Origin of the sequence: Pedobacter xixiisoli (assembly GCF_900215335.1) — a bacterium.
Taxonomy (GTDB): Bacteria; Bacteroidota; Bacteroidia; order Sphingobacteriales; family Sphingobacteriaceae; genus Pedobacter; species Pedobacter xixiisoli.
Map to the genome: position 1 here is coordinate 159,319 of NZ_OCMT01000002.1, position 17,789 is coordinate 177,107.

Genomic DNA, 17,789 nt, shown 5'->3' on the forward strand with positions numbered 1-17,789 from the left:
TATATTATCACGGCTCTTTTCAATTATAACATTAGCTACTCGAATTCCTTGTAAAGCTTTTCAAAATGGTGTTGACTTAACCACTTCACTAAAACCTCCATTTCTTTTAGATGCTGTTCTTTTTCATTTTCATCGTCTGGCGTACTGGAAAACATGACATGAATAGTTTTCATAAAGTTCATGTTATTCCAAGAAATGATCATGTCACCATTGATGTTAGCGGCAATCCACCCCTTCCCGTCATAAGTTTGTTCTAAAATGTATCTATCATTTGCCTTTGCCATAAACTTTAATAAAATTATCTAATCTATATCTTGAGGTCCTCTACTCGTATTGGAGTCTACTGTCCAACCTTTTTTAATTGAAGGATCTTCTGGTCGTTTGTCCTCGTAGCCTTCGAGTTTATACTTGTTATCCTGTCCTTCAGTTTGTTCTTCAGGTTCATTTCCTAAGTTTTCCTTAATTAAATCTTGATGCTTATTTTCATCTACAGCCTTAATCGCTTCATTAATACTGCCCTTTTTCTTCTCATTTTCCATTTCGCTGTTTTTTATATTGATACTCCAACGACTAACTTTTCTTCTTATCAGTGATGTATTTTTCAATCATTTTACGATCGTTTGAACCTGTAGCACGTTTAGCACCAACAACTTGCTGAATGCTCACCCCCATTTTTTCTGCCACATGAGAAAGTTCATAATCTTGTGATGAGTTTACTTTTTTCTTATCTGTACTTCTACCTTGCTTTGCCATGATATAATAAATAATGGTTAATTGTTAATGATTAATGGTTAATTGCCAGTTCGTTCGATTATTTTTTTTATTGATTATTGATGATTTTAATAGCTTGGTCACTCAATTATTGGATATTGATTATTTGGTTATTGATTATTAAAAACTATACACTCAAGTAGCTTTTAATTTCACGCACTGCAGTACCGTTCATTACAATTGCAGCTTTGAGTTCTTCTACACTAATTTGAAATTGATCTGCCCAATATTTTAAATCATCTGGATCATCGGCATTGATCTCTCTAAATTCACTTTCATCTGGAAGTGGTTCTAAAGTATCGCTATCATCTTCAATAGGATGCAGGTATTTAAACTCGTCTGGATCAGGAATATCTTCCTCTCCATCAAATTGTTTTTGCTCATCTATCATCTTTTCTAGCTTTATGTTTAAGGATAAATTTCTTTCGCTTTCAATATGGCTTTTTCCAAATCAATTCCTTTACCTAGCACACCTTTGAAGATATCGCCCTTCTGCTGCACTCGTTCAAAAGCGTTGAAAATGGTAAAATCGGTCATTTTTAAACCGGGCTTAAGTTCATCCCAATCTAAAGGCATAGAAACTGTTGCACGTGGTTTTGGTCTGAGCGAGTAAGGACCAGCAATGGTAGCTCCAGGTCTGTTCTGTAAAAAATCGAGATACATTTTTCCCTTACGTGCAGCAATCATCCTTTCTAAAGAGGTGAAACTTGGAATTTGCTTATTCACAATAGTGACAATAATTTTTGCAAAAAGCTGGCTCTGATCGTAATCGTATTTACCACCCAAAGGGATATAGATATGGATACCGGTAGAACCTGAAGTTTTGGCGTAACACGGCACATCAATCGCGTCTAATACTTTCTTAACTACATTTGCAGCCTCAATTACCTTGTCAAAGTGATGTTTGTCGGGATCGAGATCTATCACACAGTAATCTGGATGATCTGGCGACTGAACTCTCGAAAACCAAGGGTTAACTTCAATACAGCCCAATGTATTTGTCCATAGCAAGGTAGCAATGTCATCGCCAACTAAATATTCTTTTGCTTCGCCATCACTAGTAGAGTAAGGAAAGGTTTTCGCCCAATCTGGTGCTTTGCCTTTCACATCCTTTTGGTAAAAGCTTTTGCCATGAATACCGCCAGGAAAGCGATTGAGCGACAAAGGTCGATCTTTGAGATAAGGCAGGATAAAATCTGCCATGGCGTAATAGTAATTGAACATATCTCTTTTACTTACGCCATCTTCTGGCCAATAAAGCTTAGCCAGATTATTGAATTTCAACTCCTTGCCCTTTACTTTTCTAACTTGGGTTTGCTCTTTTGGGTTGAGTAAAGTTTTCGGGACAGTCTCCTTTGGAGGACGTACAAGTTCAGTATCAATATTTTTAGACGTTCCTTTTTCTCCATTGGATTTTTCTTTAGTTGGCGCTACAATTTCTTCGGTATCGGCTGCGTTTTCACGGATCACTTCCTTAGCATCTTTATCACTGCGCATACCTTGGAAAGAAGGGTGGCGAAATACGCCATCATCTGTAACTTCGGTAAAAGCAACTTCACAAACCAGTTCAGGTTTCATCCAAGTTGCTTTTGCATTGAGTTGTCTATGCTGGAATCGGGATAGTTTATTGATATCGGGTGCTACTGTGAAAGGGCTTTTCTTAACAATGTACGGTTCAAACTGCGCCATCATTTTTTTCTGATCAGCATCTGAGAAACCTGTACCCACTTTACCAACGTAGGTCAACTGTTTATTTTCCCACACTGCCAAAATCAAGGAGCTAAATAATTTAGACGTGTCTTCGTTACGGGTAAAACCTGCAATAATTACTTCCTGACGTTTAGAAACCTTAATCTTTAACCAATCTTTACTTCGTTTGTTCACCAAATAAGTACTCGATTTGCTTTTAGCCATGATCCCTTCCAGTCCAATACGATCAGCTGCATCAAAAAAATCAATACCGCTGGTATCAAATACTTTCGAAATCCGTATGCGGTCATCGTCTGTAGGCAGCACTTCATTTAAAATCGCTTGTCTTTCTACCAAAGTTAGTCCAGTAAGGTTTTTACCTTCGTACCAAAGGATATCGAACACATAGAAAACAAGTTCACCATCAGCTTCGCTACGCCAATTTTGCAACGTACCGAAATTCGAAATCCCCTTTTCATTTAGCACCAGTAGCTCACCGTCAATCACCGCATTGATGTTCCAATTTTGCAGCAGCTTGTAAATTGGATAAAAACGATCGTTGAATGATTTGTTATTGCGAGACAGCAGTTCGACCTTGCCTTTATTGAGTGTGGCCAGCGCACGGTAACCATCCCATTTTACTTCGTACTGCCATTCTTCGTTGTCAAATGGTTCGTCAACTAAAGTTGCCAACATGGGTTTAATTGCTTTCGGTATTGCACCTTTAGGAGCCGATTTCAGAATTTTAGCACTATCCAACTTTGCAGAGGCATTGCCAACTTCCGCATCTTTTTCTACACTAATTTTCTTGGTCGATTTTTTGGAAGGCTTAGGCTGTTTTGCTTCGATTTTTTGCTCGCCTTTGTCGGTCCAAACAGCACCGGCAGATTTTTCCATTTCTGCAATGGTTTTACCCGATAGCACAGATGTATCCAATTTAGTCACATCCTTTTTGGCGGCATAATCATCGTCGTGCTTAATCAATAACCACGAGTTTTCGCCCATTCCATTGGTTCGAACTAAGGCAAATTCGCCGTTGAGCTTCTCCCCGTGTAATTTTACTTTTACCGAACCATCTTTCAGTTGAGAAAGTAGATGCTTTTCTTGGGCTTTTTTGCCTTTAATGGTTTCTAAAGGTTCGTACCAACCTTGGTCCCAAACAATCACAGTCCCACCGCCGTATTCTCCTTTAGGGATGATACCTTCAAAAGTTCTATAATCAAATGGATGATCTTCCACCATCATCGCCAATCTTTTGGTTTTGGGATCTAGACTTGGGCCTTTCGGCACTGCCCAACTTTTAAGTATACCTTCCATTTCCAAGCGGAAATCGTAATGCAAACGAGACGCATCATGCTTTTGAATGACGAAAATCAGCTTATCCTTATCCGTACTTTTTCCAGATTTTGGTTCGGCTGTTTTAGTAAAATCTCGCTTCTTCGCATATTTATCCAATCCCATAGACAATTTTATTTTTTTAGATACGCTCTTACTTTGTTCAGAGAACCGCCAACTTCTAACACGGCTTGTTTTAAACTGTGTGCACTTACTTTAAGTTTATCCGCCCAATCCCACAGTTCATAAGGTTTGGCAACATCAACGCAGATCTGATTATTTTGTACACTATTTTCGTTGTTCATATTGGAATAATTCTGTTTTTCAAATGATGTTAATTGATACAGAGAAGAAACATTGGCACTTAAAAAAAGTTTACATTCTTAAGGCTGCTACTGCTGACTAGGCAATGAATAGGTATTTGTCGAAAAATTCAGGTATAAAACAGCGAAAGTTTTAGCAAACTACTTGGTTAAAAACTTCAATAATCATCGAGCAAACTAAGTATGACCATCATTGTTTCTAAAACGAGAACACAACAATTAAATCATTTTATATGGAATTAGAAGTTGAAATGCTGATGCACGCTGCTCGTTCGGGCAGTACGCATGTTTTAGAAGAACTATCGGATGTTGATTTCAATCAAAAAGATAGCAAAGGCGATACTGCTTTGATTTTAGCGAGCAAATATCATCAACCAGATATGGTAAAGCTATTAATTGAGAAAGGTGCAAACGTGAACGAAGCAGATGATGAAGGAAACAGCGCTTTGATGTGGGCAGCATTTACGGGAAATGTAGCTATTGCAGAACCACTGATTAAAAATAACGCAAATTTAAATCAGCAACGTGCTGATGGTGCGACTGCCCTGATGTTGGCAATTATGGCTGGACAAAGTGATTTGGTTAAACTACTGCTCGTTGCTGGAGCAGATACTGAAGTTTGCAATGGATTAGGATTAAGAGCACTTGATTTAGCACAACAACAAGGCAATACTGAAGTGTTAGCGCTATTGGAAGCTTAACCTTATTGTACCTTAAACTGGGTAAGACGCTTCAGTATGCCTAAAAAATTTGTTAAATTATGCTTCTACAGTTTTAATTGGTACCTCTAATATGAGATAACCTTTGGTGTAACCCTGCTTCTTCAAAACTGGATACGCAACATTATAAACACTTACTTTGTCTAAAGTTCCAGTAAGCACTCCACAGTGGGCATGTCCATGAAAAACCGCATCTACCTGCCTCCGAGATAGGGGTTCTGCCAACCTAGATGATCCTAAAAAAGGAAATATTTCAGTGGGCTCTCCTGCAATAGTTTCAGCCAATGGCGAATAATGCATTAACGCAATCTTCGGAATTGGGTCTTCGTTTTTATCTAACGCCGCTAACGCTCTGTCTAATTTCAATACCTCATCTACAGTTTCTTGCACAAAAGCTTTCATAGCTGGTTCGCCGAACATAGATAACATAAACTTTCCAAAACCACCACCAAAGCCTTTTACGCCGGCAAATCCAACTCCCTTTATTACCACAGCCTCACCATCCAACAAATGTATACCGGCTTTCTGGAGTATTGCTCTAATTTCCTTTTGCTTTCCTTTTTCGTAATCGTGGTTCCCTAATACCGCAACTACGGGAATATGACATCCGCGAAGCGATTCTGCTAATATTTCTGCTTCGTGTTCATCTCCTGTATCAGTAAGATCGCCAGCTATCACTATGATATCTGCATTTTCAGAGATTTCTGCAAAACTAGCATCCCATTTTCCCTTATCATTTTGTGTAACGTGTATATCGGCCAATGCCGCAATTCTTATTTGATTTTCCATTTAGATCGTCATTATAGTACAAGATTTATAATCCAGTTGTTTGATATCGATGCTGTATTGCGTGTTGTCAATTAACGGACCACGGCAAACCTTTTGTAAAGGTGCCGGTAGTTGGTATTGTTGATTGGCCCTGATCATTAATTCATCAAACAACCACTGAGGAATAATCCTTCGGTAATCGTTAGGATAAACAAATTGGAAGAGTAAGATTTCTGCTAATAACAAATGCCAGTGCGGATCTAAGCGTTCTAAAAGGTATTTCCAATCTAGTTGTTCACCTACCGATAATAATAAGTGATTGATATCGGCACCGTCGAAACGTTCTCTATTCCAGATATAACTTTTGCACCAAATCAGATCTTCAGCTGATAGAAAAAGTACTTCCTCATCCCCAAACTTACCTTTAGCTGCCCTGGTAAACCAACTGTCGTCTACCCTACAAATGTTGTTAACCGAAGAAAAAATGAGGTCGATGTAGTAACCGCCTCTAAATATCTTGGCCAACCATCTTACATCGTAAACCTGAACTTCGAAACCGTTTTCAGAGAACAATTGTAAAATCGACATGTAATCCGAAGGTTTGATAAAAATGTCCAAGTCTTTACTACAACGTTCCATTCCTGTGTGATTAACCACCGCCATTCCGCCGCCTAACAGAAACGGCTTTTCGCTCTTATCTAACAGTTGCACAGCTTCACTATAAAAAAATGCAGCTTCATCATCCATGGTATATTTATCTAGTAGTCTCATCTTTTCGTATCCTAATTGCTTTAAGCTAACCAAAACAAATGGCCAAAGGTTTGGTGGCCAATACGTGTTTGCACAGAGCGATATACCTACCATTTTTCGATTAACACCCGTTTATGCTACGTTGCCAAACAAACGTCAATGTTTAAATATTAAACGAACAACGAATGAATATGAAAAAGCAGCCAACGATTACTGTAGTTGTAGAAAACCCAAAAGGAAGTTGTAACGTGTATAGAAATGATCATGAATTAGATAATTTCTACTTGGAGAGGGTAATGCCAAAAGGAATGTCTTTCCCTTGTGATTTTGGGTATATCCGAAGTACTACAGGAACCAATGGGGACCCACTTTCTGCTATCATAATTGGCGATTGCCATACTTTCGTAGGCTGTAAAATCCGTTGTCGTGTAGTTGGTGGTTTACTTTCTACGCAAATAGAAGAAGACGGAACATCGATAACGATACAACATTTTTTAGTCTTGCCCATAGCTGACGGTGTGCAACAAATCAGAAATCTTTCTGAACTTCCAAGCATCGTGTTAGAAAATCTCAAATCTTTCTTAATTAACGATCATGCCACTACTGGTAAAAAATTAAAGTTTACGGGAAAGCTAGATCACACCGAAGCTATGAAATTCGTTAACGAGGCCAGTACCGAGCAAGAAATCAAATTTAAATTAGAGCTTGTTTTACCACAGACAGACAGTAGTGGCAAGCCTTTCGATAAAATCCTTTTTGAGGAATTAAACCGTGAATTGATTAAAAAATTTAATGGTTTAACAGTGTACTCTCGCCTACCTGCAGAGGGCTTTTGGAAAACTAAGGATGCGACGGTACAACAGACTGTAGTAGTTTACCAGCTAATGCTCGCTTGTATAGACCATCCATATTGGCAACAGCTGAAGGCAAATCTGGAGAAGAAATTTAACCAGACCGAAGTAATGATTACCTACGGTCCATCTAAGCAAGTTAAATAATACAGCTATGATTAAACCAACTTTATTAAAGATTTTGAATAAAACCTATGAAGCAAATACTTTTATTTCATTGAAATTTGGTCATTATGATATTGATTTTAGAACAGATGAAATAGGTCGTCCGGTGTTGCTTTTTATCGGCAAGAAAATGGAGAACGGAAAAATTAAAGGTGAACGATATGCTAGAAGATTAGCAACGGATCACACTGGAAAAATCATTAAAGACCATTGGGATCATAAAGGAAGCGCAAGTTAAATAAACCGAATGCACCTAGCTCCTCAATAGATAGAAGGCAACATGGTAACTTTCAGCGCAGAACCAAATTCATAACCTTATCGTTTCTTCCTATTATTAACTACGAAAAGAATAATTGCTAAACAACAATAAAAATCCCAACTACTAAAGGTAATAACATAACAACATATTTTAGTAAATAAATACGGTCTTTATTGACCAACACCATTAGAACAGCCCTTTGTTAAGAAAGTTAGCACAATTTAAAGATCACGTATTCCCATCTTCTGCTGGAGTTTTATACTCGCAACAGTCACAATAATACCTATTTACTCATTTTAGTAAACAACACACAGCGCAAAAGCATTTATAGAGCATTAAACACAGGATCATTGCCGTGCCTACCCAATAGCTGACAGGGATCAATAGGCACGGCATTTCCTTCATCAAAATTTATGGAACACAATATTTTCGAAGAATGTGGCCAATTATTGGCGAAAAATAAACTGACCATTGCCTGTGCAGAAAGTGCTACCGCAGGGCAACTTACCGCTAATTTCAGTTTAAGCGAACAATCCGGAGATTTTCTAAAAGGTGGACTGGCCTGTTATGATGCTTGCGTAAAAGAAGAACTACTTAAAGTAGATGCCAAATTGTTGGAAGAGTTTACTCCCGAATCTGCTGAGGTTACTTTTGCAATCACTAAAGGCTTAATGACCATTATTAAAGCTGATATACATATTGGTATTACTGGATTAACCCGCTCGGGAGGTAGCGAAACGAAAGAAAAGCCCGTGGGTACCATGTTCTTTTGCGGCATGTTTGGCGAAAATAAACTTTTTGAAGACAGAAGGGTTTTTCAAGGAAATCAGGAAGAGATTGTAAGACAAGCCACCATACACACAGCTACTTTGCTTAAAGAATCACTAATGCAGCTCCTGTCAAAATAAATTATGCGAGAACCTCAATTCGATACCATCATTATAGGTGGCAGTTATGCCGGATTATCCGCTGCCCTTTCACTCGGTCGCTTATCTAAACAAGTAATGATCATAGATGCTGGAAATCCATGTAACCAGACCGCTCCAAAATCGTATAATTTCCTAACTCAAAATGGTAATATTCCAAAAAAGATCCTAGAAGTCGCTAGGCAGCAAGTATTAGCTTACACTGGTGTCAATTTTAGAAACGATCAGGTAATCAAGCTACAGGGAACCGATGGCGATTTTGAAGTATTCACTAAAGCCGGTCACTCCTTCTCTGCAAAAAAGGTATTGTTTGCCACTGGCGTGAGAGATATCTTGCCAAGAATTTCGGGCTATAGCAACTGTTGGGGCATATCCATAGTGCATTGCCCTTATTGTCACGGTTACGAATTTAGCGGTAAAACTGCCGCCATTTATGCAGTGGGCGAAAGCGCCAGGCAGCTCGTCAATTTGCTTTCTCCCATGCATCCAAACTTAACATTGATTGGTAGAAATGGCGATCAAGATTTTGAATTTGGCGATAAGGTGAAAATGATTAATCAAGAGATCAGCAGCATTCATCATCTAAATGGACAACTTAGTGCGGTTACTTTCGACAATGGAAACAGGTTGGATATCGAAGTGTTGTACACCGATCCTAACTTCGAACAACATAGTGATCTACCCGAAGCCATCGGCCTGAAGATGACAGATAAAAACCTGATATACATTGGTTCAAATCAGCAGACGAGTATTGCAGGTATCTATGCTTGCGGTGACTGTACCAGTTTGATGCGAAGTATAGCTTCTGCGGTAGCTTCTGGTAATCTTGCGGGAGCCATCATTAACAAAGCCCTTAGCGAAGCGTATATGACAGAAGTAGCAGGTGACAAAACCAGTTGTCTGGACAAGTAAACAACGCAGATAGCAATGCAAAACTACCCGTTTTTCATCGCTATTAAACAATTGCTGTTCTCAATCCTTTTAGGTACAGATATTAACCAAATTGAAATGAAAAAGCTAGTTTATCAAACCATCGATCCAGATTTATTACTGGATTGCTCGCAAGAAGATCAAATTAATTTTTGGGCAGAAATATTTCAGGTAACACCAGCAGCTATCAAAACGGCTGTTCGTGCTTGCTGCAATAATAGTATTGCCTGCATTTCAGCCTATCTAAAAAATGGCTATAAACCAGCAGCGCAACATCAACAAAAACACCTTCAAACTCATTAAAACTAACTTCTAATAATTCTGTTTATAATTTACACCAGCCGAAAGAAGTGAAATGAACAACAATCCATCTGGCTCTCCCTTTCCCCTAGGAGCAACTTGGGACGGAAATGGAGTGAACTTTGCCCTTTTTGCTGCTAATGCCGACGCGGTTGAACTTTGCCTCTTCGATCATGACAGCCAAAAGGAGAAAAAAAGCATTAAATTAACGGAGAAAACTCGTTCCATTTGGCATGGTTATGTCGAAGGCATTACGCCCGGACAACACTATGCCTATCGCGTACAAGGTGCTTACAATCCAAGCAATGGCCTGAGATACAATTCTTCAAAATTACTACTCGATCCATATGCCAAAGCAATTGCTGGAGATCTCAAATGGGATGATAGTCTGTTTGGATATACCTTAGGTGAGGATGATCTAGTGAAAGATGAAAGGGACAGTGCGCCTTATATGTTGAGATCTGTAGTGGTAGATACAACTTACGATTGGGAAGGTGTAGAAAAACCCCAAACGCACTACAATGAAACGGTTATTTACGAAGCGCATGTCAAAGGATTAACTTTCCGTCATCCATCGGTACCCGAAGAAATTCGTGGTACTTACGCCGCTATTGCACATCCAGCTATCATCAAATACTTAAAAGAGCTAGGAATTACCGCCATTGAACTGATGCCTATCCATCAATTCATTAACGACCGCCATTTAATTGAAAAAGGCTTAACAAACTATTGGGGCTACAACACCATCGGCTTTTTTGCTCCAGATAACAGGTATGCGGCCACTGGTAGAAATGGAGAACAGGTAAAAGAATTTAAAGATATGGTGAAAGCACTGCATAAAGCAGGCATCGAAGTCATTTTAGATGTAGTATACAACCATACGGCCGAAGGAAATCATCTTGGCCCTACCCTTTCTTTTAAAGGTATAGATAACGAAGACTATTACCGGCTCACCGAAGACAAGCGCTACTACATGGATTACACGGGTACGGGCAACACGCTCAATACCACATCACCAAACGTGCTTCGTTTAATGATGGACAGCTTGCGGTATTGGGCAGTAGAAATGCAGATTGACGGTTTCAGGTTCGATTTGGCTTCTACCCTCGCTCGTGGATTACATGAGGTAAATATGTTAGGTGCTTTTTTCAGTATCATACAGCAAGACCCTGTAATTTCTCAAGTAAAACTAATTGCGGAACCTTGGGATGTTGGCGAAGGTGGTTATCAAGTAGGTAATTTCCCACAGGGATGGATGGAGTGGAATGGTAAGTTTAGAGATTGTATCCGCGATTATTGGCGTGGCGAAGATAGCATGTTGGCAGAATTTGCGCTGCGAATTACTGGAAGTCCAGATTTGTATCAAGATACCGAACGCCGCCCTACCGCAAGTATCAACCTCATTACCGCACACGATGGTTTTACCCTGCACGATTTGGTGAGCTATAACGAAAAACATAACGAGGCCAACGGGGAAGACAACCAGGATGGCGAAGACCATAACCGCTCGAGCAACTATGGCGCTGAAGGAGAAACGGATGATGAACAGATCAATGCATTACGCCACCGCCAAAAGCGAAATTTGTTGACCACGCTGTTTCTTTCGCAAGGCATACCCATGTTAGTGGCTGGCGATGAGCTGGGGCGTACGCAGAAAGGAAACAACAATGCCTATTGCCAAGACAATGAAATCTCTTGGATAAACTGGAACGAGGTTGACGAAGAACTACTAGACTTTACCAAAAAATTAATTGCCTTAAGAGCTGAAAATGCAGTTTTTCGCAAGCGTAAATGGTTCAGAGGCCAACCTAAACCCGAAACTGGCTTACCCGACATTGCTTGGTTTTTGCCTTCGGGCGAAGAAATGGAAGAAACCCATTGGGATGAAGATTTCGCAAAATCACTAGCCGTTTACCTTCATGAGCAGCAAACTGCTTTTTATGTGATCTACAATGCACATTACGAACCGGTAGATTTTAAATTTCCTACGGCCGATTGGGGCGATACTTGGGATTTGATCTTAAACACAGGACGGGAACACCTGCCCGCTGCCTATCAAAATGAAGCACAAATCGAAGTGCAAGGCAGAACAGTTTTGATTTTAAAAACAACGATCTAAAAACGCATTTACATGAACGTAGCAAAAAGAAATATAGGGCTAACGTTTGATGGCGCCCGTTGCAATTTTAGAATTTGGGCTCCACAAGCAACAAAAGTACAACTAGCCATTAAAGATAAAGCAAACATCGATTTAAGTCGCAAAGATTATGGTTATTGGGAGGCAAGTCATATCACAAGTATTAAAGAAACCGACCTCTATTGGCTAAAGATTGATGGAAAACAACTACCAGATCCAGCTTCGGTGTTGCAGCCAGAAGGCGTACATGGTCCATCCCAAGCGATAAATTTAAATGAGAAGCCATCTTCAGACAATTGGCAAAACATCCCCCTTAAAGATTACATTATATATGAGCTACACACTGGGACTTTCTCTGAGGGTGGAGACTTTGAAGGTGTTGCAGAAAAGCTAGATCATCTCATTGAACTTGGAATTACAGCCATTGAGTTGATGCCAGTGGCCGCTTTCGCCGGCGAAAGAAATTGGGGTTACGATGGCGTTTTACCGTTTGCGATACAAGCATCATACGGTGGTCCTAAAGCATTACAAAAACTCGTGGCCTTATGTCATAGTAAGGGACTGGCTGTGATATTAGATGTGGTTTATAACCATTTCGGTCCCGAAGGAAACTATTTGCATGAGTTTGGACCTTATTTCACAGACAAATACAAAACGCCTTGGGGCAAAGCCGTGAATTTCGATGACCGAGGTTCGCATGGCGTACGCGAATACATCATCGAAAATGCCATCATGTGGTTCAGAGATTTCCACATCGATGCACTTAGATTAGATGCCGTTCATGCCATTAAAGACAATAGCGCCTCACATATCTTGCAAGAAATTAGTAAACACACGGATTTACTGAGCAAGCAAACTGGCAAACCTTACTACTTGATTGCTGAATGTGACCTGAACGATCCGAGATACATTAGTCCGGTAGAACAAAATGGTCTAGGCATGCACGGACAGTGGGTAGATGAATTTCATCATGCCTTACGTGTAGCCGCTGGTGAGCCAAAACAGGGGTACTACTTAGACTTCGCCGGCATTTCTCATTTGGGCAAAGCCTATCAAGATGCCTACGTTTATACCGGAATGTATTCAAAAGAGCGGGACAATTTCTTCGGAAAAAGTGCACAAGGGCATCATGGTTCGCAGTTTACTGTGTTCTCCCAAAACCACGATCACGTGGGTAATCGGATGCTTGGCGAGCGCAGCAGTACCTTGTACAGCTTTGAAATGCAGAAGCTGTTGGCTGCAGCAATTTTAACTGCCCCTTTTGTGCCCATGTTGTTTATGGGCGAAGAATGGGCTGAAACCAACCCTTTCCTTTATTTCATAGATCATAGCGATCCTGATTTGGTGGAAGCGGTGCGCAATGGACGCCGAGAAGAGTTTGCTGCTTCACACGTCGACGGTCAAGCGCCTGATCCGAAAGCGGAGGATACTTTTAATCGCTCTAAATTGAATTGGAAGTTATTGCAACAAGCTAAAAATGCTAATATGTTCCAGTATTACAAACAGCTGATAGCCCTTCGTAAACAGTATACCATGTTGCAAACTGCTGATCTTGATACTGTAAAAGCTTATGTATTTCAAGCAGAAAACAGTTTAATGATTGAACGCAAATGTGCCGACGAAAATAAAAGCATTTTGTGTCTGCTAAACTTCTCTTCTAGCGTTCAACAACTTTCAATTCCGGCGCATTTAACTATCGATGAAAAGCTCTTGGATTCTGCAGAGGAAAAATGGCTCGGTCCATCGACATCGACAAATACACCCACTAACTTTTCATCGCACTTGACTATTCAACCCGAATCTTTTATTGCCTACACTACTTTCTATGATTGATCCGATTTCAACTTACCGCATACAGTTCAATAAAGACTTTACCTTTAAAAATTTAAAGGCGATCATCCCTTATTTGCATGGGTTAGGTATCAAAACCATCTATGCTTCACCTATTTACAAGTCGGTTCCCGGCAGCAATCACGGTTATGATGTCACTGATCCCAATCAAATTAACCCTGAAATTGGCACTTTAGAAGAGTTACGTGAGATTTCGGCATTGCTAAAATCGAAAGAAATGTATTGGTTGCAGGATATTGTACCCAATCATATGGGCTTCCATCAAGATAACGCATGGTTAATGGACGTACTCCAAAACGGTGAACAATCCGCTTATCGCCAACATTTTGATTTGATTACTAGCAACTTAGAGAAAGAGCCAATCATGGTTCCTTTTTTGGGTGATGATTTAGATAAAGTAATTGAACGCAATGAACTGGAACTGATCCAAAACGAAGACCATTATTCCATCAAATATTTCGATAGCCTTTGGCCAATCAACAATCGATACCCAAATCCTGAAGCTGTAGAGCTAAAGGAACTTATAGCTCATCAATATTATCGACTATGCAACTACAGGGAAACCAATAGCCAAATCAACTACCGCAGGTTCTTTACGGTCAACAGTTTGATTTGTCTAAACATGCAGCTTCAACAAGTCTTCGAGGACTATCATCAATTAACGAAACAACTGTTGGATGAAGGCATTTTTCAAGGTTTAAGAATTGACCATGTGGATGGCTTGGCAGATCCGACAGGATATTTACAGCAATTGCGAGAGCTTTGTGGCGATGATATTTACATTGTAGTGGAGAAGATTTTGGAACCTGGCGAAGACCTACCGAAAAACTGGCCTATCCAAGGTTCAACAGGTTACGATTATTTGGGTTTAAGCAATCAATTGTTCACATGCACCAATGCCAAGATAGACTTTGAACGAACCTACGAGTTATTTGCCGGCAAGCAAGCTGCTGTGGAAGATCAAATTCTGGAAAAGAAAAAAGCTTTTCTCGAAAATCACATGCAAGGTGAGCTCGAAAATCTCTGCAAACTTACTTTAACTTTACTGCCGAACAAGGATAAACTACCAGATCCTTTGACGGTTAAAGAGCTCATTGCTTCAATATTGGTAGCCTTGCCCGTTTATCGTTTATATACCAATGGTACCGATTTAGCAACACATCAACAGGACATTTTAAATCAGCTTTTTAGCAAACTTGAAAAAGAGACTAGATTTAAATCCTTCATACCCGATTTAAAGGCAATGTTGTTAGCCACGGAGCTAAAGGATGAGCGAGGTATCTCCTATTTCAATCGCCTAATGCAATTTACCGGGCCACTAATGGCTAAAGGTGTAGAAGATACGCTGATGTATACCTACCACAGGTTTATTGGCAATAATGAAGTTGGCGATTCGCCCGTGCATTTTGGCATAGAGGTACAGCAGTTCCATCAAGCTATTAGCGATAGGGCAAAACGGTGGCCTTTGGCAATGAATGCTTCCGCTACCCATGACACCAAACGTTCAGAGGATAGTCGCACTCGGCTTTCGGCACTAACGGAATTTGCCAGCGAGTGGACAGAAAGTATCGTCCATTGGCGTACCATGAACCAAGCTTTAAAAACGGAGCAAATGCCTGATGAAAATGACGAATATTTCATCTATCAAACATTAATTGCCAGTTGCCCAGAGCAAGGTCCAAACCACAATCATTATCAAGATCGCTTATTTGCTTACATTGAAAAGGCACTTCGCGAATCAAAACGACGCTCTAACTGGGACGAACCTGATGCCGCTTATGAAAAAGCTACACAGCAATTCGTATCCAAACTCTTAAAGCCCCAGGGAGGTTTCTGGCACAGCTTTCATCAATTTCTGTTAAAATTTATCAAGATCGGTAAGCTGAATTCGCTTTCCTCTTTGGTGCTTAAACATACTTTGCCCGGCATTCCCGATACTTATCAAGGAACCGAGTTTTTCGATTTAAGCATGGTAGATCCAGATAATCGTAGGGCGATAGATTACCACGCTCGACACAAAAGTCTGCAAAATCTCAAAAATCGTCCATTGTCAAGTTCATTACAATCGGAGGTCATTAGCGACGATGCTAAACTTCATCTGTTAAAAACTTTACTACAATTGAGGCAACAACACCGAGAGTTATTTGCCAAAGGCGATTATCATGCCTTAGGCATAGGCGGTAATGAGACTTCAAAAATTATTGCCTACGCAAGGCATTATCGTCAGCAATGGTTATTGGTAGTGGTTCCAATTTTAAATTGCAATAAATCAGGCTCTAAGGAGCCATTTAGACAAGTCAATTGGACTGAAATTGAACTCTCCCTGCCAAAACAGCTCGTTCAGGCGCAGCTAAAGGTTACCAATAGTTTAACTGGACAAATAATTTCAAATCTGGAAACAGATCAGAACGGTAAAATTAGCTTAGAAAAACTGCTAGACGGACTTCCTGTTGCCATTTACCAAATCGAAGTTCTTGAAAAGAAACGTAGCTCTGGCGTACTGATGCACCTTACCTCGCTACCTACGGCCTTTGGTATCGGCGACCTTGGCCCATCAGCAGATCGCTTTCTGGATTTTCTAGCTGATGCAAAGATGAAATACTGGCAGGTACTACCAATGAACCCGATTACTTCAGATCAATCATTTTCTCCATATAGTTCCACTTCCGCAATGGCAGGTAATGTACTGCTCATCAGCCCTGAAGTATTGGCTGATTGGGGATTGATGAGTGCTGAAGATCTGAAAAACCATCAACTGAAACAGGAGAAAAAGGTAAATTATAAAAAAGCCGAGCAGGTCAAAAAAGCGTTGCTGAAAAAAGCTTATCAAAATTGGGCCACTCGACCATCTTCCATCTCAAAAGGTGAATTTGAAGCATTCTGCGAAGCACAAAAAGAATGGCTGAATGATTATGTGCTGTTCGTACACATCAGCAAATTGGAAAATGGCAAACCATGGTATCAATGGCCTACTACTTTAAAGCAACGTCAACAAAAAGCTTTGAACGAGATGGTTACAAAACACTTATCTGCATTAGAAGAATTGAAGTGGCAGCAATTTGTGTTTTTTAAGCAGTGGAATTCACTGAAGCAAAAAGCTGCTGTTTTAGGCATTGAGTTGATTGGAGATATCCCTTTTTATTGTGCACACAATTCAGCAGATGTATGGGCAAATCCAACACTTTTTGCAGTAGACAAAAATGGTGCGGCAACAGGCATCGCCGGGGTACCGCCCGATTATTTCAATGAAGATGGACAATTATGGGGCATGCCCGTTTACAATTGGAAGGCCATGGAAAAAGATAATTTCGACTGGTGGAAGAAACGCATGGCGATGAACCTGGCGCTTTATGATAAAGTAAGGCTGGATCACTTCCGAGCATTTGATGAATATTGGGAAGTTCCAGCGGGAAGTGAAACCGCCAAAACAGGTAGTTGGAAAGCTGGACCTGGAAGAGCTTTTTTCCGAGAATTAGAAAAATCGCTTGGTAAAATGCCTTTAATTGCGGAAGATCTTGGAGAAATTACCACTGAGGTTTATCAACTAAGAGATGACTTAGAATTACCAGGAATGAAGGTCCTACAATTCGCATTTGGAGAGGATATGGCACAATCGGTACATATTCCTCACCAATATCAAAATTCGAATTGTATTGTATATACTGGTACTCACGACAACAATACCACTAGAGGTTGGTTCGAAGATGATACAGATATGGCAACCAAAGCAAGAATTGAAAGTTATTTAGGCTCTAAAGTAAACCATAAAACCATTAGCCAACAATTGATTAGGCTAGCATTAGCTTCTACGGCTGCTAATGCAATTATTTCAATTCAAGATTTGCTGAATTTGCCGAGCAGCGAGAGAATGAATGTACCTGCTTCGGTTGATGGCAATTGGACATGGCGACTAGAGAAAGAAGACTTTTACGAAGATTTAGCAAAAGAACTTTATCTATTGATTAAACTTTATGATAGATAGATTTAGAAAGAATTTCACTTACTTCTTCGTTTT

Annotated in this window: 17 protein-coding genes; 9 read left to right on the forward strand and 8 right to left on the reverse strand. The window is 40.1% G+C overall.

Features of this window, described 5'->3' with window-relative positions; genetic code table 11:
* Positions 1-35: 35 nt before the first annotated feature.
* The 6 genes from CRO54_RS06785 to CRO54_RS06810 all read right to left on the reverse strand — a co-directional run bounded on the left by CRO54_RS06785 (position 36) and on the right by CRO54_RS06810 (position 4,100).
* Positions 36-284 carry a hypothetical protein gene (locus CRO54_RS06785; RefSeq protein ID WP_097130251.1) on the reverse strand — a complete coding sequence of 83 codons (249 nt, stop codon included), beginning with the start codon at positions 282-284 and terminating at the stop codon, positions 36-38.
* 18 nt (positions 285-302) lie between these two features.
* Positions 303-539: a hypothetical protein gene (locus tag CRO54_RS06790; RefSeq protein WP_097130253.1), complete on the reverse strand. Its 237-nt coding sequence runs from the start codon at positions 537-539 to the stop codon at positions 303-305.
* A gap of 31 nt (positions 540-570) precedes the next feature.
* On the reverse strand, positions 571-753 hold the full coding sequence (locus CRO54_RS06795; RefSeq protein WP_097130255.1) for a DUF3606 domain-containing protein: 183 nt from the start codon (positions 751-753) through the stop codon (positions 571-573).
* 145 nt (positions 754-898) lie between these two features.
* The gene (locus CRO54_RS06800; protein WP_097130257.1) at positions 899-1,162 is read right to left on the reverse strand and encodes a DUF3606 domain-containing protein; all 264 of its coding nucleotides are present in this window, start codon (positions 1,160-1,162) and stop codon (positions 899-901) included.
* Between the two features lie 17 nt (positions 1,163-1,179).
* Positions 1,180-3,921, reverse strand: coding sequence for a DNA ligase D (gene ligD, locus CRO54_RS06805; protein WP_097130259.1), 2,742 nt, complete (start codon positions 3,919-3,921; stop codon positions 1,180-1,182).
* Between the two features lie 8 nt (positions 3,922-3,929).
* Positions 3,930-4,100: a DUF3606 domain-containing protein gene (locus CRO54_RS06810; protein ID WP_097130260.1), complete on the reverse strand. Its 171-nt coding sequence runs from the start codon at positions 4,098-4,100 to the stop codon at positions 3,930-3,932.
* Positions 4,101-4,351: 251 nt separating this feature from the next.
* Between CRO54_RS06810 and CRO54_RS06815 the strand changes: the two genes are divergently transcribed.
* Positions 4,352-4,819 carry an ankyrin repeat domain-containing protein gene (locus tag CRO54_RS06815; protein ID WP_097130263.1) on the forward strand — a complete coding sequence of 156 codons (468 nt, stop codon included), beginning with the start codon at positions 4,352-4,354 and terminating at the stop codon, positions 4,817-4,819.
* 57 nt (positions 4,820-4,876) lie between these two features.
* Here the strand turns inward: CRO54_RS06815 and CRO54_RS21150 are convergent, their stop codons facing one another.
* The gene (locus tag CRO54_RS21150) at positions 4,877-5,626 is read right to left on the reverse strand and encodes a metallophosphoesterase family protein (protein ID WP_097130265.1); all 750 of its coding nucleotides are present in this window, start codon (positions 5,624-5,626) and stop codon (positions 4,877-4,879) included.
* Entirely contained in the window at positions 5,627-6,376 is a 750-nt protein-coding gene (locus CRO54_RS21155) for a nucleotidyltransferase family protein (protein WP_097132297.1), read from the reverse strand.
* 164 nt (positions 6,377-6,540) lie between these two features.
* Between CRO54_RS21155 and CRO54_RS06830 the strand changes: the two genes are divergently transcribed.
* From CRO54_RS06830 to treY, 8 genes are all read left to right on the forward strand, one after another.
* Positions 6,541-7,353, forward strand: a complete 813-nt coding sequence (locus CRO54_RS06830; protein WP_097130267.1) for an inorganic diphosphatase — start codon at positions 6,541-6,543, stop codon at positions 7,351-7,353.
* Between the two features lie 7 nt (positions 7,354-7,360).
* Positions 7,361-7,609 carry a hypothetical protein gene (locus CRO54_RS06835; RefSeq protein WP_097130271.1) on the forward strand — a complete coding sequence of 83 codons (249 nt, stop codon included), beginning with the start codon at positions 7,361-7,363 and terminating at the stop codon, positions 7,607-7,609.
* A gap of 434 nt (positions 7,610-8,043) precedes the next feature.
* Positions 8,044-8,538: a CinA family protein gene (locus CRO54_RS06840; protein WP_097130273.1), complete on the forward strand. Its 495-nt coding sequence runs from the start codon at positions 8,044-8,046 to the stop codon at positions 8,536-8,538.
* 3 nt (positions 8,539-8,541) lie between these two features.
* Positions 8,542-9,468: an NAD(P)/FAD-dependent oxidoreductase gene (locus CRO54_RS06845; protein ID WP_097130276.1), complete on the forward strand. Its 927-nt coding sequence runs from the start codon at positions 8,542-8,544 to the stop codon at positions 9,466-9,468.
* Between the two features lie 96 nt (positions 9,469-9,564).
* The gene (locus CRO54_RS06850) at positions 9,565-9,789 is read left to right on the forward strand and encodes a DUF3606 domain-containing protein (protein ID WP_171047853.1); all 225 of its coding nucleotides are present in this window, start codon (positions 9,565-9,567) and stop codon (positions 9,787-9,789) included.
* Positions 9,790-9,841: 52 nt separating this feature from the next.
* Positions 9,842-11,905, forward strand: a complete 2,064-nt coding sequence (gene glgX, locus CRO54_RS06855) for a glycogen debranching protein GlgX (RefSeq protein WP_097130281.1) — start codon at positions 9,842-9,844, stop codon at positions 11,903-11,905.
* A 12-nt stretch (positions 11,906-11,917) separates the two neighbouring features.
* The gene (gene treZ / locus CRO54_RS06860; RefSeq protein ID WP_097130283.1) at positions 11,918-13,756 is read left to right on the forward strand and encodes a malto-oligosyltrehalose trehalohydrolase; all 1,839 of its coding nucleotides are present in this window, start codon (positions 11,918-11,920) and stop codon (positions 13,754-13,756) included.
* Complete coding sequence (gene treY / locus CRO54_RS06865; RefSeq protein WP_097130285.1) at positions 13,749-17,756, forward strand: malto-oligosyltrehalose synthase; 4,008 nt, start codon at positions 13,749-13,751, stop codon at positions 17,754-17,756. The genes treZ and treY overlap by 8 nt, the downstream gene beginning before the upstream one ends.
* Positions 17,757-17,789 lie beyond the last annotated feature (33 nt).

Excerpts from the sequence above, each read along its gene's own strand:
- CRO54_RS06790 (WP_097130253.1), bottom strand. The coding sequence starts at position 539 with ATGGAAAATGAGAAGAAAAAGGGCAGTATTAATGAAGCGATTAAGGCT.
- CRO54_RS06795 (WP_097130255.1), bottom strand. The coding sequence starts at position 753 with ATGGCAAAGCAAGGTAGAAGTACAGATAAGAAAAAAGTAAACTCATCA.
- treZ (WP_097130283.1), top strand. The coding sequence starts at position 11,918 with ATGAACGTAGCAAAAAGAAATATAGGGCTAACGTTTGATGGCGCCCGT.
- CRO54_RS21155 (WP_097132297.1), bottom strand. The coding sequence starts at position 6,376 with ATGAGACTACTAGATAAATATACCATGGATGATGAAGCTGCATTTTTT.
- CRO54_RS06850 (WP_171047853.1), top strand. The coding sequence starts at position 9,565 with ATGAAAAAGCTAGTTTATCAAACCATCGATCCAGATTTATTACTGGAT.
- CRO54_RS06830 (WP_097130267.1), top strand. The coding sequence starts at position 6,541 with ATGAATATGAAAAAGCAGCCAACGATTACTGTAGTTGTAGAAAACCCA.
- CRO54_RS06840 (WP_097130273.1), top strand. The coding sequence starts at position 8,044 with ATGGAACACAATATTTTCGAAGAATGTGGCCAATTATTGGCGAAAAAT.
- CRO54_RS06785 (WP_097130251.1), bottom strand. The coding sequence starts at position 284 with ATGGCAAAGGCAAATGATAGATACATTTTAGAACAAACTTATGACGGG.
- ligD (WP_097130259.1), bottom strand. The coding sequence starts at position 3,921 with ATGGGATTGGATAAATATGCGAAGAAGCGAGATTTTACTAAAACAGCC.
- CRO54_RS06810 (WP_097130260.1), bottom strand. The coding sequence starts at position 4,100 with ATGAACAACGAAAATAGTGTACAAAATAATCAGATCTGCGTTGATGTT.
- CRO54_RS06815 (WP_097130263.1), top strand. The coding sequence starts at position 4,352 with ATGGAATTAGAAGTTGAAATGCTGATGCACGCTGCTCGTTCGGGCAGT.
- CRO54_RS06845 (WP_097130276.1), top strand. The coding sequence starts at position 8,542 with ATGCGAGAACCTCAATTCGATACCATCATTATAGGTGGCAGTTATGCC.
- CRO54_RS21150 (WP_097130265.1), bottom strand. The coding sequence starts at position 5,626 with ATGGAAAATCAAATAAGAATTGCGGCATTGGCCGATATACACGTTACA.
- treY (WP_097130285.1), top strand. The coding sequence starts at position 13,749 with ATGATTGATCCGATTTCAACTTACCGCATACAGTTCAATAAAGACTTT.
- CRO54_RS06800 (WP_097130257.1), bottom strand. The coding sequence starts at position 1,162 with ATGATAGATGAGCAAAAACAATTTGATGGAGAGGAAGATATTCCTGAT.
- CRO54_RS06835 (WP_097130271.1), top strand. The coding sequence starts at position 7,361 with ATGATTAAACCAACTTTATTAAAGATTTTGAATAAAACCTATGAAGCA.
- glgX (WP_097130281.1), top strand. The coding sequence starts at position 9,842 with ATGAACAACAATCCATCTGGCTCTCCCTTTCCCCTAGGAGCAACTTGG.